Raw genomic sequence first — 19,782 nt, 5'->3', positions numbered from 1 at the left:
CGCAGCACTCCAAACTCGCAGCTGGCAGATATCTGGGCCAACCTAGCAGGGTCGGCCGGGTACGGGAACGTACCGTCCGGCGTTTCAGCCTAAAGGGTAGGGCCGTGCGGCGCCCGGGCGCGGTCCGGACACGGGTGTCGCGTTCGGCGCCATTCCCGCTCCCCGGACCCGTCCGATCACTCGGTTGCGGCCGGGACGGCGCAGTTCAGCGCGCCGAGGAGGGTGCCCAGTTTGACGGTCGTCTCGTCCAGTTCGGCCTGCGGGTCCGATCCCGCGACGATCCCGCCGCCGGCCCAGGCGCGCAGGGAGAGGCCGTCGGCGGCCAGTTCCGCGCTGCGGACCGCGACTGCCCAGGATCCGTCGCCGTGCTCATCGCACCAGCCCACCGCGCCGCCGTAGAACCCGCGGTCCTCCTCGAATTCGGTGATGTACTCCAGCGCCGCCGCGGTGGGGGTCCCGCAGACCGCCGGAGTCGGATGCAGCAGTAGGGCGAGTTCGAGTGCGTTCGGCGCCGGTTCCCGGAGCACGCCGTGGATCGGGGTCCCCAGATGCCACACCTCACGGGTGCCCACCAGCCGCGGGCTCTCCGGCAGCGACAGCCCCGTGCAGACCGGAGCCAGCCGGTCGGCGATCCAATCGACCACGAAGGCGTGCTCGGACCGCTCCTTGGCGCTGTCCGCGAGCCGGTGGGCCTGCGCACTGTCCGCTTCGGGATTCGGGTCCCGGGGTGCGGTTCCGGCCAGCGGATACGCGCTGACCTGCGATCCCTGCCGCCGGATCAGCAGTTCCGGGCTGGCGCCGAGCAGTACCGCGCCCGCACGCCCGGCGGGAGTGAGATCCACGGTGAACACGGACGCCTGCGGATGCCGGGTCAGCAGATAGGCCGCGGCGACCTCGACCTCCAGCGCCGCCTCGGCCTCGACCAGTACCGAACGCGCCGCCACCACCTTGCGCAGGGGTGTGCCGGAACCGGTGAGCAACTCGACGAGCGCAGCCACCCGGGCGCGGTGTTCGGCCGGTTCCGGGGTTTCGCGCACCACCCGTAGCCGGGGTAACTCCGGCAGCGCCGCCGGACGCCAGGGTCCGGCGGTCCGGGTCAGATCCGCCGGTTCGACCAGGGCGGCCGGGCCCCGCGGATCGAAGGGCAGCGCCCCCGCGATCGTGGCCGCCCGGCCCGCGCGCAGCGCGTCGGCGGCGGCCCAGGGGTCGTGGTGGACCTCCCGGACCCCGCTCGCGCGCACGGCGCTGCCGGGGCCGGTCAGCAGGAATTCGGTCATGACCCGGCCCCGGGGCCGCGGGCGGCCGGGATTCGGCCGTCAGGGCGCGGGCTGCTGATCACGCCCGTCCTCGCGGGTCGCGGCCTGCTGAACCGGGGGCACCAGGAATACCGGGCGGTGACAGTGTTTGAGAACGGCGTCGGCCACACTGCTGTGCACCAGTGCGCGCAGGCCGGTGGCGCCGCGGGTACCGGCCACGATGATGTCCACATCGAGTTCGTCGGCGACCTCGACGATGGCGTGCCAGACACTGCCCGCGAACTCGTGGGTCCGCGCTTCGGCGTTCATACCCGAGAGCCCGGCCAGGTGCACGCCTTCGGTGTTGATCTCGCGCGCGGTGGTGTAGGCGATATCCTCGAGTTCCTCGTCGGGCACCCATTCCGGTTGCACCATCCCGGTGATCCCGGAGATCCGCGCGGCCTGGCGCACCATCGGCTCCCAGGCCGTGAGCACCACGGCCCGTTCGGCGGTGAGGAAACGGCCCGCGTAGTCGATGGCGCGTTTGGCGTGTTCGGAACCGTCGTAGGCGATGAGCATCAGATCGCAGGGCATGGCGACCTCCGAGGCGTGTCCTGACGGATGGGTCCCGACCTCCTGACGGATGGTCACGACCGGTGCTTCCAGATTACCTCCGCGTGGTTGCCGAGCCGAGCTTTCCTGGCCGGGGCGCGCGGGCTACCGTGCAACGATGCGGAAGATGCCGTACGTCCTGCTCGCGGTGCTCGCCATCGTCCTCACCGCCTGTTCCGGCGGTGACAGCGGAAGTTCCGGAACCACCACGGCGGGCGCGCGCAGCCCCGAGGGCGCGCCCGGCGCCGCGCCCGGCCCGACCACCGGCGCCACCGAACGTGACTGCGACGCCGACTACCTCGACCAGTTCACCACCCGGGAGAAGCTCGGGCAGCTGATCACCGTGGGCGTCACCGGTACCGAGGACGCGCTGAGTGTGGTTCGCGACCATCAGGTCGGCGGGATCTTCGTCGGCAGCTGGACCGATCTGTCGATGCTCTCCGACGGCGGTCTCCAGCAGGTCGCGGAGGCGGCGAAGGTGCCGCTCATGGTCACCACCGATGAAGAGGGCGGCCGGGTCTCGCGGCTGGGCAGCCTCATCGGCACCGCGCCCTCGGCCCGGGTCACCGCCGAGACCATGACGCCCGACGAGTACTACACCGCGACGCTGGAGCGGGCGCGGGCCATGAAGGATCTGGGCATCACGGTCGATTTCGCGCCCGATATCGACGTCAGCGCCCAGCCCGATGATTCGGTGATCGGTGATCGCTCCTATTCCGACGATCCGGCCGTGGTCACCGAATACGCCGACGCCTATATCCGGGCGATGAACGAGGTCGGCCTGGGCACCGTGCTCAAGCATTTCCCGGGCCACGGCTCGGGCACCGGCGACTCCCATACCGGCGCCGTGCAGGTACCGCCGCTGGCGGAGTTGAGCGACAAGGATCTGGTGCCGTTCCGGGAGCTGATCGACACGGGTTCGGCGGTGATGGTCGGGCATCTCGATGTTCCCGGCCTGACCACGGCGGGCGTGCCGGCCAGTATCAGCCCGGAGGTCATGAACCTGTTGCGGGAGGGAACGGGGTACGGCGCGGCGCCGTTCGACGGGGTGATCTTCACCGACGATCTCAGCGGGATGGCCGCGATCACCGACCGGATGTCCATCGAGCAGGCGGTGGAGGCCACGCTCGTGGCCGGTGCCGACAACGCGCTGTGGATCAGCACCGACGCGGTGGGTAGCGTTCTGGACCAGTTGGAGGACGCGGTCGCGACCGGTCGGCTGTCGATGGATCGGGTGGACGCCTCGGTGCTGCGGATGGCCGATTACAAGGGTGTGCCGCGCCCCTGCTGAGCTACGAGATGCCGGACCGGCCGGGCGTCGCCCGGCCGGTCCGTCGTTGACGGCGGAGTTTCCCGGACAGCGCTGCGAAGCCGGTGGCATGTGCGCGCCGGCGCCGGTGGTTCCGGTCCTGGGGAACTTACTTAGGAGTAATATGAAGGGTTCACTGCGGTAGGAGAGACGTGATGGCGGGCGGTACGAAGAGACTTCCGAGGGCGGTGCGTGAGCAGCAGATGCTCGACGCCGCGGTCGAAGTCTTCTCGCGCAAAGGCTTCCACGAGACCTCCATGGACGCCATCGCCGCGGAGGCCGAGATCTCCAAGCCGATGCTCTATCTGTACTACGGCTCCAAGGATGAGCTCTTCCGCGCCTGCATCCAGCGGGAAGGGCTGCGCTTCCTCGAATCGGTCGCCCCCGCCGGAAATCCGCTGCTGAGTCCGCACGAGCAACTGCGCACCGCCCTCGAGGGGTTTCTCGGGTTCGTCGACACCCACCGCAACTCCTGGCAGGTGCTCTACCGGCAGGCGCTCGGCCAGCAGGCCTTCGCCTCGGAGATCGAGAACGCCCGGCAGCGGGTGATCGAGCTGACCGCCAAACTGCTGGAATCCAGCGCCAAGCACGCCGAGCCCGGTACCAACTTCGATATCGTCGCGGTCGCGGTGATCGGCGCGGGGGAGGCGATCGCCGATACCGTGGCCAGCGGCACGATCGATGTGGCCGAAGCGGTGGATCTGCTGGACACGCTGGCCTGGCGTGGCCTGTCCGGTCGTAAACCGGATGCCGCGGAGCGGGCCGAATAGTCCCGATAGTCCGAAATCCCCGCGCGCCAGGGTTTTCCCGGGTTGCCGGTAGCCCGGCCGCTCCGTATTTTCATGCGGCAGTGGATGTCGTGGAGGACGACATCCGATCGGGAGGGCAGTGTGTTCGGGATGTTGCGGCCGTGCCGCCACGGCGCCGCGCGGTACGGAATAGATCCGAGCCTGTGGCAGGCGCATATGTGCGGGCTGTGCCTGGGTTTGCGGGACGGGCAGGGGCAGCGGGCGCGGGCTGCCACCAACACCGACGCGGTGGTGCTCTCCGTACTCACCGAAGCTCAGGACCGGGCCCCCGCCGTCCGGCGCACCGCCGGCCCCTGCCCGCTGCGCGGTATGCGCACGGCGCGCGTACCGGTCGCGACCTCGGCGCCCGTACAGCTGGCGGCCACCGCATCGCTGCTGCTGGGGTCGGCGAAGGTCGGCGACCACATCGACGACGGTGACGTCCGTCCGCTGCTGCACCGGCCCATGCGCCGGATCGCGGCGGGCTGGTCGGCCGGGGCGCAGGCCCGCGCGGCCGAGGTGGGACTGGATATCGCGCCCCTGGTCGCGGCGATCGAGGCGCAGGCCGCGACCGAACGCCGGATCACCGCCACCGGTCCGTCCGATCCGGCCGCACTCGACGATCTGACGGTCGCCAGCCGTCGCTGCGCCGCCGAATTCTTCGCCCATACCGCGGTGCTGGCCGGGCGCCCCGGCAACGCCGACCCGCTACGCGCCGCGGGCGCCGAGTTCGGTCGGATCGCGCATTTGGCCGACGCGCTCACCGACCTGGAGGCCGATACCGCCGCGGGCCGGTTCAATCCGCTGGTCGCCACCAGGACCTCGTCCGCCGAGGCCTACGCGCTGGTCCGGGAATCGGATCGCGCGTTGCGCCGGACGCTGCGTTCCGCCGAACTCACCCGCGTGCCCGCCCTGCGCTGGGCGCTGCTGGACCCGCTCGCCACCGCCCTGCGCCGCCTCGGCGAGGTGGTCGGTGCGCCGCCGGCGACCGCGGGCGCGGCGCCGCGTAGCGAGTACCCCACCGAGGACCGGACCTCGCGCCGGCCCGGTTCCGGGGAATCCCTCCAGCTGATCCTCACCCAGTACTGCACCGGCTACGCCTGCTGCGCCGACCACACCAGGCCGTGCACGGGTGATCGGCAGGAGTCCTGGGTGAGCCGGAGTTGCGGCTGCGACCAGTGCGGCGGCTGCTGTGATTGCGCGAGCTGCTGCTCGAACTGCGGTTGCGGCGACGGCGAGGGCGACTGCGGTTGCTGCGACTGCGACTGTTCGTGTTGACCTCGCCGGGACCCGGTCAGTCGCGCGCCGGTCGCGGCCGGTCGTAGCGCCGGGCCCACTGCCGGGAGGGTTCCTCGATCAGGGCGTGGCTCGCCGCCGCGATCGGCAGCGTGAAGGCCACGGTCAGTGCCAGCACCACGAGGAAATCCCCGTGGAAGTGCAGGATCCCGAACACCGGGAAGATCACCGACAGCACCGCCAGATGCCAGATGAAGATCCCATAGGACCAGCGCCCCGCCGTCGCGGCCGGAGCCGAGGTCAGCCAGCGGTGGGGTTTGCCCGGGACGCCGAGCACCAGCGGCGCCAGCAGTGCGAACCCGACCAGCGTGCCCAGGCCCATCTTCGCGGCGTACTGCCACGGTTCGGCGCGGGTCAGGCCGGCGACGCCGCCGAGGTCGGTCGCCGAGACGACGAAGGCGGTGGCCGCGATCGCCCACATCAGCGGCTGATTGCCGAGGATCCGGCGCCACCGCGCCCGCCGCTCGTCGCAGAGCAGTTCCGCCAGCAGCATGCCGCCCGCGAACCACGGCAGGTAGGCGGGCAGCCAGTTGTCGGCGTGAATGGCGTCGGGGGTGGGCACCGGGATGAAATTCCAGGTCAGGAATGCCAGCCCGAAGACCATCACCACCGGCACCCGGGCGGTCGCCTTCCGTCCGCGCAGCCCGTGCAGCAGCCATGCCAGTAGCGGCAGCACCAGATAGAAGGCCACCTCCACCGACAGACTCCACATCTGAGTGAGCCCATCGGTCAGCGTGAGCGGTATGAAGACCTGCAGCAACAGCAGGTTGGAGAACCACACCTGCACCCCGGCGGTACCGGCAGCGGCGGGAACCAGCAGCAGCACCGCGCACACCACGACCCAATAGGCCGGCATGATGCGCGCGATCCGGTGCCGCAGGTAGTAACCGAGCGCCGGTGGCTCGCCGCGACCGTGCGCGGCCAGCGCGTGCGGCCGCCACAGCAGGAACCCGGACAGTGCGAAGAACACCGCGACCGCCATATCGAAGCGTTCCAGCAACCGGCCGAACACCGGGATCGTGTTGGCGCCGGTCTGGAACGCGACATGGGTGAGGACCACCCCGAGTGCCGCCAGTCCGCGCATCCCTTCGAGCGCCGGGAGGAAATCCCGGTTGGCGCCCGCGGACGCCGGCGCCACGGCAGACGAGGATCGCGGCTCGGTGCGGGCGGGCGTCGCGGTTTCCGGATCCGGGCCGAAGCCGGGATGGGATCCGGGGCCGGTGGTCGGGGTGGTGGTCATCGGGTCCCAGTCTGCCGCGCCGGTTCGTGGAAGGGGAAGCCGGTATTTCACAATGCGCGGTACACTCCCCCCGATTCCGGTCCGATTCCGGCCTCGCCAACTCCCGGGTAACACTCGGGCTGTTAGTGTCAGGGCTCACGAGTGCCGCGGCCTTCCGCTGTACCCGCGGAACGACCTGTGTTCTACGACGAGGAGACTTTGCATGGCACTGAGTGCCGGAACCAGAAGGACGGTTGCCTGCGTGCTCGTGGGTCTCGGCGCGTTGCTGATCGTTGCCGCGCTGATGATTCCTACCTACACCGTAGGCAAGATGGCCAAAACTCCCCTCGATCTCGAGATCACCACCGTCGCGGTCAATCAGCCGGATCAGCCGAGCGAGGTACTGGACTCCGCGTCGCTGACGGCGGAAGGCCGCACGGCGGAGGTCAACAAGAACGTTCCGCTGGTCTCGCAGCGCTTCCTCACCGTCGAGGACCCCTCGAACGCCGACGAGATGACGGTCCAGGGCGGTAACACCCTGCGCCGGATCGACAAGTCCGGCGATACCGGTGTCCTCACCGCCTACGTGGACCGGGTCACCATCGACCGTAAGACCGGTGAGCCGGTGGCCACCGATCCCAACGGCTCGGTCGCGATGACCACCAACGCCAAGGGTGAGAGCATCGCCGACCCGGTGAACCGCACCGGTCTGCAGTACCGCTTCCCGATCGGTACCGAGAAGAAGACCTACCCGTACTTCGACGTGCTCGCCCGGACCACCACCGATATGGAGTTCCTGGAAGAGACCGAGATCAACGGCACCAAGGTCTACCACTTCCGCCAGGAGGTCCCGGTGACCAAACTGGCCGACAAGTACAAGGCGCCGACCAACCAGCTCAGCCTGCCCGCCGCCAAATGGGGCGTCGAGGGCGGCGAGGAGCCGGTCACCATGTACCGCTTCTACGGCAACACCCGCGACGTGTGGGTCGAGCCGGAGACCGGCACCATCGTCAAGGGTGGTGAGCAGCTGAACATCTTCTACGGCCGCACCGCCGACAAGCCGGAGGTCACCGCCCTCAAGGCGCATATGGTCTTCGATACCGACACGGTCGAAGCGCAGCTCGCGATCGCCAAGGACAATATCGATCAGCTCTCGCTGTTCGGCCGCGTCCTGCCGATCGTCTTCGGCATCGTCGGCGTCCTCGCCCTGATCGCCGGAATCGTCCTCGGCGTCACCGGCGGTCGCTCCGGTAACCCGGCCCGGCCGGGCGGCCCCTCGGGCAACCGCCCCGGCGGTTCGAGCCGGACCCCCGCGGCCACGGCCACGGACGCGCCGACCACCACGATCCCCCGTGGTGACGACGCTCCGACGGAGCAGCTCAAGCTCCCGAAGAACCTCTGACCGAACTCCATGACGAAGGCCCCCGGATTACGATCCGGGGGCCTTCGTCATGGAAGCGCCCGTGCGCCGGGCGCCGCGCACCCGAGTCCGGCTCCCACCTGCGGGAGACCCGAGCGCTGCGGCCTGTACTAGTACACAGCGCGGCGATCGTGTCGTGCGAGCGCGCTCTCGGCGTATCGATTCCTACGGTGTCCTCATGAGATATCTGGAAGGTCATTTCGCGCCCGTGGAGGTAGAGACCACGGCATACGACTTGCCGGTGACCGGGCGTATCCCGGCCGAACTCGGTGGCCGATATGTGCGCAACGGTCCCAACCCGGTGGACGTGGCGGACCCGGGCACGCATGTGTGGGGGATGGGCCAGGGCATGGTGCACGGTGTGCGGCTACGCGACGGGCGGGCCGAGTGGTATCGCAACCGTTTCGTTCGTGTCCCGGGATTTGCCCCGATGGTGCATGTGATCGAGCACGCGGGACAGACGTTCGCCCTGGCGGAAGGTGGACTGCCGCCGGTCCGGCTGGACGACGAGTTGATCACCGTGGGGTTCTGCGAGCTGGGCTCAACGGCGGAGGGGTTCACCGCGGGGGCGCATTCCAAGCACGATCCGCGCACAGGGGAGTTGCATTCCCTGTCGTACATGCCCGGCCGTGATTTCGTGCAATACATCGTGACCGATATCGCGGGGGCGGTGGTTCGCGCCGTTCCGATCGCGATGCCGCGGACTCCGTTTCTGCACGACTTCGCGCTCACCGGTGACCACGTAGTGCTCTGGGATACCCCGCTGGGTTTCGACGGTTTCGACTGCCGTTGGCTGCCGGAGCACCCCACCCGGGTGGGCGTGATGCGGCGGACGGGCGGAGAGGTGCGCTGGCACGATATCGATCCTGTACACGTCAGTCATACGCTCAACGCCTACGACGACGGTGACTCGGTCGTCGTGGACCTGGTCACCGCGCAGGGCCCGTTCGATCCCGCCGACCCCGGCGCGATCCGGCCGGTGCTGGATCGCTGGATCATCACCGCCGACAAGGTCCGGCAGCACCGCATCGACGACCGGCCGCAGGACTTTCCCCGCATCAACGACGCCTATGCCGCGCGCCCGCACCGCTACGGCTACTCCGCCGCGACGGCTCTGTACGGGATCCCCTTCGCACCCGAAGGCGCGACGCCGAACGAGGCCTTCACCAACGCGCTGGTCAAACACGACTTCCAGCGCGGCACCGCGCAGGTGCACGCCTTCGGGGCGGAAGAAGCGGTGGGCGAGGCGGTGTTCGCGGCCACCGGGCCCGGCGAAGACGACGGATACCTACTCACCTACGTACACGATCCGTGCCGCGGTGCCGCCGATCTGGTCGTGCTGGCCGCTCAGGACTTCACCGGTGAACCCGTCGCGCGTATCCACCTGCCCGTCCGCGTACCACTGGGCCTGCACGGCAACTGGCTGCCCGATCACTGACCGTGCCAGCATGATGGTGTGACCGATCCCCGACCCCCCTATCTCCGGATCGTCGCCGAGATCGAGCGGCGTATCACCGCGGGAGAGCTGCGGCCGGGCGATCCGGTCCCCACCACCCGGGCCATCGCGGGTGAATGGGATGTCGCCATCGCCACCGCCACCAAAGCTCTGGCCGCGCTCAAACACTCGGGCGTCATCGAATCCACCGCCCGCGTCGGTGCGGTGGTCGCCGCGCGCCGGTTGCCCTCACGAACCACCGAGGGGGTCGAACGCGAGCGGATCGTGCGCGCGGCGATGCAGATCGCCGACCGCGGCGGTCTGGCCGCGCTGTCTCTGCGGGCAGTGGCCGCCGAACTCGGTGTCGCGACGATGACGCTGCGCCGCCACCTCGACGCCGGCGCCGACCTCACCCAGCTGCTCGTCGATGCCGCGTTCGCCGAGATCGACTACCCCGAAACGTCCCCGGGATGGCGCTCACATCTGCGTGCGGCCGCGCATCTGCAGTGGGGTGTCTACCAGCGTCATCCGTGGGTGCCGCCGCTGGTGTCCATCACCCGCCCGGTCACTCTGCCGGCAATGGTGGCCTACGGACTGTGGACGCTGCGCGCCTTCGACGGCCTCGAACTGGATTCCACCATCCGGCTCCACGCCTACGCCACCCTGGTCAACTATGTGCGGGGCACAGCAATGAACATCGAAAGCGAAGTCCGCGCCGAACTGGACACCGGGATGACCAGTAAACAATGGGGCAGCGCCCGGCTCGCCGTCGACCGACCGCTGATCACCCAGCTCACCGAACCGAACACCGAGGTCGACCTGGAATCACTGTTCGCCTTCGGGCTGGAGCGGCTGCTCGACGGCCTGACCATCGTGATGACACCGCCGAGGACGCGGCGACCGCGGACGTGAGACCGCGCCGGCCGGATCACAGCGCTACCTCGGCCGACCAGCGGGACCGGCCTCGATGCTCGCGCGGAGCCGGAGGATCTCGGCTTCCTGGGCCCTGAGGCGGGCGATTCCGGCGTCCAATTGGCTTGCCCGCTCGTCGAGTTGCGTCAACGCGGCTTTCCGGTCGGCCTCGGAGGCGCCGGCGGGATCGATGCATGCGACCTGCAGTATCGCGGATGCCTCCGACAGCGACAGCCCGGATGCCAGCAGGCAGCGTATGTGGTCCACGATCTGAACATCGTCGGGGCGGTAGTTCCGGTACCCGTTGGAATCGCGCTCGGGCGAAAGGATCCCGGCGCCTTCGTAGTGCCGGAGCATTCGCGGGCTCGCCCCGGTGGCCTGGCTCAATTCGCGTATCCGCATCCGGCCGTTCTCCTTGACATTGACGTCAGTGTCATACCTTAGTTTGGCCGACATGATGAACGAAAGCAGTCGACCGAAGGTGATGCTCGTAGTTGCCCATCCGGATCACGACTCGGCTACCTGGGCCGTCGCACGGGCCATCGAGGGCGGCATCGAGTCCGAGGGAAACGCCACCGCCATGATCCATGACTTGGTCGCATCCGGTTTCGATCCGGTCTACCGGAAGGCGGACCTGGCGCACCACCGAGGGCTCGCCGAACTTCCTGCCGACGTCAGGCGTGAGCAGGACCTGCTCGAATCGGCCGAGGTGACCGTCGTCCTCTTTCCGGTCTACTGGTGGTCCATGCCGGCACTCGCCAAGGGCTGGTTCGACCGGGTATTCGGGGCCTATGACGATGTTTCGCACGGTAGCCCGAGCGTGGTGAAGCAACTACACCTCGTCGCAAGTGCTGGTCTCGGTGAAGGTACGTTCGCCCGGCACGGATACAAGACCGCGTTGACGACCCAGACAATGCACGGCATCGCCGACTACTCGCAGATCGGCGACTCATCCATCGAGTTCCTCTACGACACCGAGTCCAAGGACTCGGCAGTCCACGAGCAACTGATCGCTCAGGGATACGAAATCGGCGTCGCGATGGCGCAGCGTGCGCACCTTGCGCACGACTCGGTCGCGGCCTGAGTCATCGGCGTCATGACAAGAACCCCTCTCCGAAATCGGAGAGGGGTTCGTCGAACCCGAGGTCCGGCGCTCAGCGCAGGGTTGCGGTGAGGTGCGGATAGCCCTTCTTGGGGTGCCGCAGTGCCAGGTCCCAGCCGTCGGCGATGTGGTCCGCGTATGCGTTCACCGTGGACGGCAGCAGAATCGGTTTGCCGAATTTCACCGCGTAGGTGACGTGTTCGGGGATGCGTCCCTCGACGGTGCCCAGGATCGCCGCCGCCGACCACATGCCGTGCGCGATGGCTTTGGGAAAGCCGAATGCCTTGGCGCCCAATGCCGAGGTATGGATCGGGTTCTGGTCGCCGGACGCGGCCGCGTAGCGGGTGATGGTTTTCTGGTCCACCCGGATGGTCCGCAGCGGGGGCGGCGGGACCTCGTCCGGTTTCGGTTCGGGTTTGGGGCCGCCGGACAGCGAGGTCTTCTGCTGATGCAGGAAGGTGGTGACCTGCCGCCACACCAGTTCCCGGCCCACCCGGATCTCGCTGATCGCGTCCACCAGCAGACCTTTGGGATGCTCCCGGAGGTTCTCGATATGCGCGGTGATATCGAGGGGTTCGCTCACCGAGATCTCCCGGGTGCGTTCGATCAGGTTCTCCGCGTGCACCGCGCCGACCGCGACGAACGGGAAGTCGCGCTGCACCACCAGGCTCATCACCAGCGGGAAGGTGATGATGAACGGGTAGGTCAGGGGCAGGGTGTCGCTGTAGCGCAGGCCGGTGGCCCGGCAGTAGGCGGCGAGATCCTCCGGATCGACCCGCAGACCCTCCAGCCGGACCTCGCGGTCGGGGATATCCGATTTGCGGGAGGACAGCAGCGGCACCGCGCCCAGTGCCGCTTTCACATACAGTCCGCCGTTCTTCGGCGGCGCGTCGAGGGTGATGGTCTCGGTCATCACGCGCCGATCATGCTCTGGCCGCAGACGCGGACGATATTGCCGTTCACCGCGTTCGACGCCGGGCTCGCGAAGAACGCGATGGTCTCGGCGACATCCACGGTCTGGCCGCCCTGGTTGAGCGAGGCCATCAGGCGGCCGCCTTCGCGGGTGGCCAGCGGGATCGCCGCGGTCATGGCGGTTTCGATGAACCCGGGCGCGACGGCGTTGATGGTGATGTTCTTCTCCGCCAGCACGGGGGCCTCGGCGTTCACCATGCCGATCACGCCGGCCTTGGAGGCGCCGTAGTTGGTCTGCCCGCGGTTACCGGCGATACCCGCGATGGAGGACACGTCGATCACGCGGCCGCCCTCCTTCAGCGCGCCCGAGGACACCAGCCCCTGTGTAATCCGGTGTGGGGCGGCGAGGTTCACGCCGAGTACCGCGTTCCAGCGGCCCTCATCCATATTCGCCAGCAGTTTGTCGCGGGTGATACCGGCGTTGTGCACGATGATGTCGATACCGCCGAAACGTTCGGTGGCGAATTCGGCGAGCCGCTGGGCGGCATCGGGCGCGGTGACATCGAGTGCCAGGGCGGTGCCGCCGACCTTGTTCGCCGTTTCGGCCAGCGCCTCCCCGGCTGCCGGGATATCGGCGACGATCACCTGTGCGCCGTCGCGGGCGAATACCTCGGCGATGGTGGCGCCGATACCGCGTGCGGCACCGGTGACCACAGCGACCTTCCCGTCCAGCGGGCGGTCCCAGTCGGCCGGTGCCGTGGCGTCGTCCTTGCCGACCCGGATCACCTGCGCGTCGACGAAGGCGGATTTGGCGGACAGGACGAACCGCAGGGTCGAGGCGAGGCCGGTGGCGGCCGAGGCGGCTTCCGGATGCAGGTACACCAGCTGAGAGGTGGCGCCGCGCAGCAGCTCCTTACCCACCGAACGGGTGAAGCCCTCGAGGGCGCGCTGGGCGATCTGCTCCTCCACACCGGAGGTCAGTTCGGGGGTGGTGCCGATGACCAGCACCCGGCCGGACGGGGCGATACTGCGCATCGCGGGCTGGAAGAACTCGAACAGCTGCGACAGTTCGTCGATGCTGCCGATCCCGGTGGCATCGAAGACCAGCGCCCCGTACTTGGTACCGGGTTCCAGGGAATCGGCAAACGTGTAATCCCCCGCGAGCAGCGTGCGCACCGCTTCGGCCGCGCGGCCCTTACCCCCCAGCAGCACGGGGCCGGGCAGGGCCGGTTCACCGGGGACGTAGCGGCGCAGCTTCTCCGGTTTGGGCAGACCGAGCTTGTTCGCGAGGAACCCGCCCGGCGCGGAATTGACGAACGATCCGTAGAGGTTGGGTGCGCCCTTGCTCTTGGCTGCCACTGTTCCCACCTTTTCTGTTGCTCGATTGGGTGTCGGTACCGCGCATTACCCGGTACCGCTGCTCCGATGCCCGTGCCGGCGGTGTCGGCGGTCACCGGAGGTGGTGTCGACATTGAACTTACTCCGGAGTAAGTTTATCGTAAACCGATCGCGGGCGGGCGTCGGTCGCCGCGGCCGGGTACCGCGGCCCGGAGCCGGAACACCCGATATCTCGCCACCTCGACAACCTGGGAGACCCGAGTGACCACCACATCCCGTTCGACTCGTCCGGTAGCCATCCTCGGCGGAAACCGCATCCCGTTCGCCCGCTCCGACAAGGCCTACGCCCACGCCTCCAACCAGGACATGTTCACCGCGACCCTGGACGGGCTGGTGAGCCGCTTCGGCCTGCAGGGCGAACGGCTGGGCATGGTCGCCGGCGGCGCGGTACTCAAGCGCGTCGGCGAGCACGGCATGATCCGCGAGAGCGTGCTCGGCAGCCGCCTCAGCCCCTACACCCCCGCCCACGATCTGCAGCTTGCCTGCGGTACCGGGCTGCAGGCCGTGGTCACCGTCGGCGACGCCATCGCGGCGGGCCGGATCGAGGCGGGTATCGGCGGCGGCAGCGACACCACCTCCGACGCGCCTATCGGGGTGAGCGAGCGGATGCGCGAATGGATGCTCAACGCGAACCGCGCCCGCACCAACGCCGAGCGCCTGAAGCTGGTCGGTCAGCTGCGGCCCGGCATGCTCGGTATCGAGATCCCGCGCAACGCCGAACCGCGTACCGGGCTGTCCATGGGCGAGCACGCGGCGATCACCGCCAAGGAGTTCGGCGTGGCCCGGGAGGCGCAGGACGAACTGGCCTACCTGTCGCACAAGAATATGGCCGCCGCCTACGAACGCGGATTCTTCGATGATCTGGTCACCCCGTTCCTGGGCCTGACCCGCGACGACAACCTGCGCCCGAACTCCTCGGTGGAGAAACTGGCCACCCTGAAGCCGGTGTTCGGGGTGAAACTCGGCGACGCCACCATGACCGCAGGCAATTCGACCCCGCTGACCGACGGCGCCTCGGCCGTGCTGCTGTCCAGCGACGAATGGGCAGCCGAACACAGCCTGCCGGTGCTCGCGCATCTGGTGGACAGCGAGGTCGCCGCGGTCGACTACATCCACGGACCCGACGGGCTGCTGATGGCGCCCACCTACGCGGTGCCCCGCCTGCTCGCCCGCAACGGCCTGACCCTGCAGGATTTCGACTACTACGAGATCCACGAGGCGTTCGCCTCGGTAGTGCTGGCCACCCTGCAGGCGTGGGAGTCCGACCAGTACTGCAAGGAGCGGCTGGGTCTGGACGGTGCGCTCGGCTCGATCGACCGCGGCAAGCTGAACGTCAACGGTTCCTCGCTGGCCGCCGGTCACCCGTTCGCCGCCACCGGCGGCCGGATCGTCGCCCAGACCGCCAAGGTGCTGGCCGAGAAAGGATCGGGCCGCGCGCTCATCTCCATCTGCGCCGCCGGTGGCCAGGGCGTGGTCGCCATCCTGGAGCGCTGATATCTGATATTCGGCGCCGCCTCGGTGATGTCGGCGCCGCCTCCGGCGGCGCGGGTCCGGGGCCCCTGGGTCTCGATTCTTCACTCCTACGCTCCTCCGCTTCGCTCCCCCGCTCCGTCGCTCCAGAATCGAGACGGCCCCGGACCAGGGGTGTGTGGTCTGGACGGAGGTGATTCCGGCGCGGCCTCACCAACTGCCGGGTGAGGAGGCCGGGACTCCGGTGTAGCTGCTGCCGCCGGACCGCATGACGTGGTCGAGGGTGGCGGCGACGGCCGAGGTATGACGCGGTGCCCCGCTCGAGGGGGCGGGGCAGCGCGTGGCCGGCCGGATCGGTGAGGTGACCGTCGCCGCAGTTCGGCGTGGGTGATCGCGGCCGGCCATGCGTGACGTCCGGGCGAGCGCCCTTCTCAATCTGCGTGCGGCAGCTCGTGGTGGCCGCCGAACGCCGCACGCATCGCCGAGAGTGTCTTATCCGCGTACTCGGCTTCCCCGCGTGAGGCGAAACGCTGGAACAGCGCGGCGGAGAGCACCGGCGCGGGGACGCCGATATCCACCGCGGCGTCCACGGTCCAGCGGCCTTCCCCGGAATCGGAGACCCGGCCGCCGAAGGCGTCCAGATTCGGGTCGGCGTAGAGCTGCGCGGCGGTGAGGTCCAGCAGCCAGGACGCGACCACCGAGCCGCGCCGCCACACTTCGGCGATCTCCCCGATATCGAGGGAGTACCGGTAGTACTCGGGGTGTTCGAGCGGGGTCTCCTCCGCGGAGTACTCGCCGGCGGCCCGGTTGCCGTAGTCGGCCTTGTGCAGGATGTTGAACCCCTCCGAGTAGGCGGCCATGGCGCCGTACTCGATCCCGTTGTGCACCATCTTCACGAAATGCCCGGCGCCCGCCGGGCCGCAGTGCAGATACCCGTGTTCGGCGGCGGTGGGTTCGCCGGTCCGGCCCGGTGTTCGCGGGGCAGCGGTCACCCCGGGCGCGATCGCGCGCAGCAGGGGGTCGATATGGCGCACCGGTTCGACCTCGCCGCCGATCATCAGGCAGAACCCGCGTTCACGGCCGAACACACCGCCCGAGGTGCCGATATCGACGTAGTGGATGCCGAGCGGGCCCAGCTGCGCGGCCCGGGCTATATCGTCGTGGTAGCGGCTGTTGCCGCCGTCGATCACGATATCGCCGGGCTCGAGCAGGCCGGCCAGCTGATCGATCACGGCGCCGGTCGCGCCGGCCGGGATCATCACCCACACCACCCGCGGGGTGTCCAGCGCGGCGACGAACTCCTCGAGGTCGGCGAAGCCGCGGAAACCGGCGCCGAGCTCGGTGGTCAGGCCGGTGAGGACATCCGCGTGGCGTTCGCATCCGACCGCGCTGTGCCCCGCGGCGACGATCCGCCGCACGATATTGGCGCCCATCCTGCCCAGTCCGATCATGCCCAACTGCATCTCGCGTCCCTTCTCGTCGACAGGGTTCCCGGATCGCGTCGTACCGATTGTGCCGCTGCGGAGAAAAGGTTTGCCGGATCCGGGGTGTAACGACCTGTGGACGACTCCGATATACCGGTCGGCTCCGTGTATTCGCCTGACCCCCGACCCGGCGACTACACGGGGCCACTTTGCTGTCCGGAGCCGTATCCGGCACGGTGTCCTCGATGAGACACCGCGGCGGTGACCTGTTGGCGCAGCTGTGATCGATCAGGCACTGAAGATTACAGTTCGGACAACTATCGTTGGCGAAGGCTCGCACCCGGCGAGTCCCCGGAGAGAGCAATTGGGGAGGACGGTTCGTGAGCGGCGAATCGAACACCGACCGCGGCGACAGACGCAACACCGGTCACCCGCGGCCGGCCGGCGGCGACGACCGTCAGGCGCCCGAAACCGGCCGCTCCCATCGGCAGCCCCCCGGACAACCGGATCCCGCGGACAATGTCGCACCCGGCTGGCGCGGCGGCAGCTCATGGCTGAACCCGGCCGTGAACGCCGACTCCACCGCCCCGAACTCTCCGCAAACCGGCCCACCGGTTCCTCCCCAGGGTTCTGTTTCCGGAGATCCGCCCCCCGGCCCGCCCGCGCCCGGCCCCATTTCGCACCCGGGTTCGAGATCCGTTTCGAATCCCGGACCCGTTCCGCCGTCCGGTCCCGGCTCCGCCCCCCATTCGGGTCCCGCTTCCGGCCCTGCCCCGCACCAGGGCCCCGCTCCGTATCCCGCTTCCGGCCCTGCCCCGCATCCGGGTTCCGCGCCTTATCCCGCTTCCGGTCCGGGTCCCGCTCCATACCCTGCTTCCGGTCCTGCTCCGCACCCTGACGCCGGGCCCGCCCCCCATCCGGGTCCCCATCCCTACTCCGGCCCTGCTCCGCACCCGGGTTCGGATCCGCGCTCGGATTCCGGACCTGCTCCGTACCAGGGCCCCGCCCCGCACCCGGCCCCCGGACCCGATCGCGCCCCGGACGACGTGGACCCGGATTACGCGACCCAGCAGTTCCCCCGCCCCCTCCAGACCGCCGCGGCGGGTCCCGTCGACGGACCGCGCCCCCGGCACGACGACTCCCCGACCGAGGTGTTCGACTCCGAGGCGATCACTCAGCGGCTGTCCGCGGGCCCGTCGTCGTGGCCCGGGCATCCCGGCAACCCCACGGCCGCCGATGTCCTGGCAGCCGGTGGTTCCGGTACGCCCCCGCCACGTGACCGCTCGCCGCGTCCCGGTGGTTCGGGAGGTTCCGGTGGCTCCGGTGGCCGGGGCGGCGGTCCGCTGTCCGGTGCGCGGACCTGGTTGCGTGATTCCGCCGGTGCCCGGCGCGTCCTGCTGGTCGCCGCCGTGGTCTTCGGGATCGCGCTGGTCGGCTATATCGCCGACCTGGTCATGACCTCCGGGAAAGTGCCGCGCGGCGTCGAGGTCGCCGGTGTGGCGATCGGCGGGATGGACAAAGAAGAAGCCCGCGGCCGGCTGCAGGGCGTGCTCGACGCCCGCTCCGGCGAAGCGATTCCGGTGAAGATCGCCGATGTGCAGACCCAGCTGGTACCCGCTGCCGCCGGGCTCGGCGTCGATTGGGACGCCACCTGGGAGCGGGTCGGCGGTCAACCCCTCAACCCCGCTTCCCGGCTGCTGTCCTTCGTGGCGACCCGGAAGGTCACCGTCGCCAGTTCGGTCGACGAGACCGCGTTCGGCCGCACGATCGACGAACTGAAGGTGCACGATCAGCCGCCGGTCGAGGGCGGTATCGAATTCGAGGGCACCCGCCCGGTCGCGGTGGATCCGACGCCCGGCCGGGTGCTGGACGTCGCGGCCGCGCGTACCGTGCTCACCGACCAGTGGCCCACCGCGAGCACCCTGGATCTGCCGGTCGCCGTCGCCCCGCCCGCGGTGCGCCGGGACGCCATCGAACAGGCCCTGCACCAGATCGCCGAACCGGCAGTGAGCGCCCCGGTGGTCTACACGGGCAAAGGCTCGGCCACGGCGACCTTGAACCCGGATCAGATCGCCGGCATCGTCGATTTCGTCCCGGACGGTCACGGCGGGCTGCGGGTCGAATTCGATCACAAGGTCGCCACCGATCTGCTCGCACCGCAACTGGCTTCGACCGAGGTCGAGCCGAAGGACGCGACCTTCACCTTCTCCGGTTCCCCCACGGTGGTCCCGGCGGTGATCGGCGACAAGGTCAACTGGGCGAAAACGCTCGAGCAGCTTCCGGTCATGCTGGCCGCGAACGGTCCCCAGCGCACCACCGCCGGGATCTACGAACGCATCGAACCCAAACTCACCACCCAGGCCGCCGAGGGCCTCGGTATCACCGATGTGATGGGTGAATTCACCACCGGCGGCTTCACCGGACCCTCCGGCGTGAACATCCGCACAGTCGCTCAAGAGGTCAACGGGGCCGTCGTCAAACCCGGCGACACCTTCTCGCTCAACGGGCATACCGGTCCGCGTACCGCCGCCGAAGGCTATGTCGAATCCGGCATCATCGACCACGGCCGGCCCAGCAAGGCCGTCGGCGGTGGGATCAGCCAGTTCGCGACCACCCTCTACAACGCCTCGTATTTCGCCGGTCTCGAGGACGCCGGCCATACCGAGCACAGCTACTACATCTCGCGCTACCCGGCGGCCCGCGAAGCGACCGTTTTCGACGGTGCCATCGACCTGCAGTTCCGCAACAACACCCCGCACGGGCTGTACATCCAGGCCTTCGCCGACAGCTCCGAGGTGACGGTGCGGATCTGGGGCACCAAAACGGTGAACGTGGAATCCATCACCGGCGAGAAGAGCAAACCCACCGACCCGGAAACGATCACCCTCCCCGAGGGCGACGACTGCATCGCCTCCCACGGCGCCCCCGGCTTCACCATCTCCGATACCCGGGTGATCAGCGATATCAATACGGGCCAGGAGGTCTCCCGCCACACCCGCACCGTGAAATACGATCCGGTGCCCGAGGTGAAATGCGAGACACCGGGGGAGAAGAAGGACGAGGACAAGCCGGAGGAAGACGATCCGGCGCCGACCACCACCCGCCCCAGCACCCCCAGCAGCGATACCGAAGGCCGCCGCCCCAGCAACCGCTGAGTTTTTGGCGCGCTGGCGCGCGCGGGGGTTCGGCCCCCTCGAGCGTCGCCTGTCAGCACGCGATACTCGCGCCTGCGGCGCATTGTCTCGCGTGC

16 protein-coding genes are annotated in these 19,782 nt (G+C 69.1%); 9 read left to right on the top strand and 7 right to left on the bottom strand.

What is annotated here, in order from left to right:
- Window positions 1-176: 176 nt before the first annotated feature.
- A complete protein-coding gene (locus AB0F41_RS27065) occupies window positions 177-1,277 on the bottom strand; it encodes an isochorismate synthase (protein ID WP_357428557.1) in 1,101 nt (366 codons plus the stop codon).
- A gap of 39 nt (window positions 1,278-1,316) precedes the next feature.
- Entirely contained in the window at window positions 1,317-1,829 is a 513-nt protein-coding gene (locus AB0F41_RS27060) for a universal stress protein (protein WP_357428573.1), read from the bottom strand.
- A 136-nt stretch (window positions 1,830-1,965) separates the two neighbouring features.
- On the opposite strand from AB0F41_RS27060, the gene AB0F41_RS27055 reads away from it, so the two are divergent.
- The 3 genes from AB0F41_RS27055 (at window position 1,966) to AB0F41_RS27045 (ending at window position 5,222) form a co-directional block, all read left to right on the top strand.
- Window positions 1,966-3,138 (top strand): glycoside hydrolase family 3 N-terminal domain-containing protein, encoded by a 1,173-nt coding sequence (locus AB0F41_RS27055; RefSeq protein ID WP_357428555.1) that lies wholly within the window; start codon window positions 1,966-1,968, stop codon window positions 3,136-3,138.
- Between the two features lie 173 nt (window positions 3,139-3,311).
- Window positions 3,312-3,926, top strand: a complete 615-nt coding sequence (locus AB0F41_RS27050; RefSeq protein ID WP_357428553.1) for a TetR/AcrR family transcriptional regulator — start codon at window positions 3,312-3,314, stop codon at window positions 3,924-3,926.
- Window positions 3,927-4,055: 129 nt separating this feature from the next.
- Window positions 4,056-5,222 carry a DUF5685 family protein gene (locus AB0F41_RS27045; protein ID WP_357428571.1) on the top strand — a complete coding sequence of 389 codons (1,167 nt, stop codon included), beginning with the start codon at window positions 4,056-4,058 and terminating at the stop codon, window positions 5,220-5,222.
- 16 nt (window positions 5,223-5,238) lie between these two features.
- Here AB0F41_RS27045 and AB0F41_RS27040 read toward each other — a convergent pair whose 3' ends face one another.
- Window positions 5,239-6,480 (bottom strand): acyltransferase, encoded by a 1,242-nt coding sequence (locus AB0F41_RS27040; protein WP_357428551.1) that lies wholly within the window; start codon window positions 6,478-6,480, stop codon window positions 5,239-5,241.
- A gap of 202 nt (window positions 6,481-6,682) precedes the next feature.
- Between AB0F41_RS27040 and AB0F41_RS27035 the strand changes: the two genes are divergently transcribed.
- The 3 genes from AB0F41_RS27035 (at window position 6,683) to AB0F41_RS27025 (ending at window position 10,226) form a co-directional block, all read left to right on the top strand.
- Window positions 6,683-7,861 (top strand): DUF3068 domain-containing protein, encoded by a 1,179-nt coding sequence (locus AB0F41_RS27035; protein WP_357428549.1) that lies wholly within the window; start codon window positions 6,683-6,685, stop codon window positions 7,859-7,861.
- A gap of 196 nt (window positions 7,862-8,057) precedes the next feature.
- Entirely contained in the window at window positions 8,058-9,317 is a 1,260-nt protein-coding gene (locus AB0F41_RS27030) for a carotenoid oxygenase family protein (protein WP_357428547.1), read from the top strand.
- Between the two features lie 18 nt (window positions 9,318-9,335).
- Window positions 9,336-10,226 carry a GntR family transcriptional regulator gene (locus tag AB0F41_RS27025; RefSeq protein WP_357428545.1) on the top strand — a complete coding sequence of 297 codons (891 nt, stop codon included), beginning with the start codon at window positions 9,336-9,338 and terminating at the stop codon, window positions 10,224-10,226.
- Window positions 10,227-10,250: 24 nt separating this feature from the next.
- On the opposite strand, the gene AB0F41_RS27020 is transcribed toward AB0F41_RS27025, so the two are convergent.
- Window positions 10,251-10,628 (bottom strand): MerR family transcriptional regulator, encoded by a 378-nt coding sequence (locus AB0F41_RS27020; RefSeq protein ID WP_357428543.1) that lies wholly within the window; start codon window positions 10,626-10,628, stop codon window positions 10,251-10,253.
- Between the two features lie 52 nt (window positions 10,629-10,680).
- Here AB0F41_RS27020 and AB0F41_RS27015 point away from each other — a divergent pair, with 52 nt between their 5' ends.
- The gene (locus AB0F41_RS27015) at window positions 10,681-11,310 is read left to right on the top strand and encodes an NAD(P)H-dependent oxidoreductase (protein WP_357428541.1); all 630 of its coding nucleotides are present in this window, start codon (window positions 10,681-10,683) and stop codon (window positions 11,308-11,310) included.
- A 70-nt stretch (window positions 11,311-11,380) separates the two neighbouring features.
- Here AB0F41_RS27015 and AB0F41_RS27010 read toward each other — a convergent pair whose 3' ends face one another.
- Both AB0F41_RS27010 and AB0F41_RS27005 read right to left on the bottom strand, forming a co-directional pair.
- Window positions 11,381-12,241, bottom strand: a complete 861-nt coding sequence (locus tag AB0F41_RS27010) for a MaoC/PaaZ C-terminal domain-containing protein (RefSeq protein WP_357428569.1) — start codon at window positions 12,239-12,241, stop codon at window positions 11,381-11,383.
- On the bottom strand, window positions 12,241-13,599 hold the full coding sequence (locus tag AB0F41_RS27005; RefSeq protein WP_357428539.1) for a 3-oxoacyl-ACP reductase: 1,359 nt from the start codon (window positions 13,597-13,599) through the stop codon (window positions 12,241-12,243). The genes AB0F41_RS27010 and AB0F41_RS27005 overlap by 1 nt, the downstream gene beginning before the upstream one ends.
- A 240-nt stretch (window positions 13,600-13,839) precedes the next feature.
- On the opposite strand from AB0F41_RS27005, the gene AB0F41_RS27000 reads away from it, so the two are divergent.
- A complete protein-coding gene (locus AB0F41_RS27000) occupies window positions 13,840-15,132 on the top strand; it encodes an acetyl-CoA C-acetyltransferase (RefSeq protein WP_357428537.1) in 1,293 nt (430 codons plus the stop codon).
- 407 nt (window positions 15,133-15,539) lie between these two features.
- On the opposite strand, the gene gnd is transcribed toward AB0F41_RS27000, so the two are convergent.
- Window positions 15,540-16,571, bottom strand: a complete 1,032-nt coding sequence (gnd, locus tag AB0F41_RS26995) for a phosphogluconate dehydrogenase (NAD(+)-dependent, decarboxylating) (protein WP_357428535.1) — start codon at window positions 16,569-16,571, stop codon at window positions 15,540-15,542.
- A gap of 1,007 nt (window positions 16,572-17,578) precedes the next feature.
- Between gnd and AB0F41_RS26990 the strand changes: the two genes are divergently transcribed.
- Window positions 17,579-19,687 (top strand): VanW family protein, encoded by a 2,109-nt coding sequence (locus AB0F41_RS26990; RefSeq protein WP_357428533.1) that lies wholly within the window; start codon window positions 17,579-17,581, stop codon window positions 19,685-19,687.
- Window positions 19,688-19,782 lie beyond the last annotated feature (95 nt).

Source organism: Nocardia sp. NPDC024068, from assembly GCF_040638875.1.
In the GTDB taxonomy this organism is placed as follows: Bacteria; Actinomycetota; Actinomycetes; order Mycobacteriales; family Mycobacteriaceae; genus Nocardia.
The sequence above is the reverse complement of the archived record's forward strand: the minus strand, read 5'-3'. Positions and strand labels throughout refer to the sequence as shown.

Coding starts and splice junctions, on each gene's coding strand:
- AB0F41_RS27065 (WP_357428557.1), bottom strand. CDS start 1,277: ATGACCGAATTCCTGCTGACCGGCCCCGGCAGCGCCGTGCGCGCGAGC.
- AB0F41_RS27060 (WP_357428573.1), bottom strand. CDS start 1,829: ATGCCCTGCGATCTGATGCTCATCGCCTACGACGGTTCCGAACACGCC.
- AB0F41_RS27055 (WP_357428555.1), top strand. CDS start 1,966: ATGCGGAAGATGCCGTACGTCCTGCTCGCGGTGCTCGCCATCGTCCTC.
- AB0F41_RS27050 (WP_357428553.1), top strand. CDS start 3,312: ATGGCGGGCGGTACGAAGAGACTTCCGAGGGCGGTGCGTGAGCAGCAG.
- AB0F41_RS27045 (WP_357428571.1), top strand. CDS start 4,056: ATGTTGCGGCCGTGCCGCCACGGCGCCGCGCGGTACGGAATAGATCCG.
- AB0F41_RS27040 (WP_357428551.1), bottom strand. CDS start 6,480: ATGACCACCACCCCGACCACCGGCCCCGGATCCCATCCCGGCTTCGGC.
- AB0F41_RS27035 (WP_357428549.1), top strand. CDS start 6,683: ATGGCACTGAGTGCCGGAACCAGAAGGACGGTTGCCTGCGTGCTCGTG.
- AB0F41_RS27030 (WP_357428547.1), top strand. CDS start 8,058: ATGAGATATCTGGAAGGTCATTTCGCGCCCGTGGAGGTAGAGACCACG.
- AB0F41_RS27020 (WP_357428543.1), bottom strand. CDS start 10,628: ATGCGGATACGCGAATTGAGCCAGGCCACCGGGGCGAGCCCGCGAATG.
- AB0F41_RS27015 (WP_357428541.1), top strand. CDS start 10,681: ATGATGAACGAAAGCAGTCGACCGAAGGTGATGCTCGTAGTTGCCCAT.
- AB0F41_RS27010 (WP_357428569.1), bottom strand. CDS start 12,241: ATGACCGAGACCATCACCCTCGACGCGCCGCCGAAGAACGGCGGACTG.
- gnd (WP_357428535.1), bottom strand. CDS start 16,571: ATGCAGTTGGGCATGATCGGACTGGGCAGGATGGGCGCCAATATCGTG.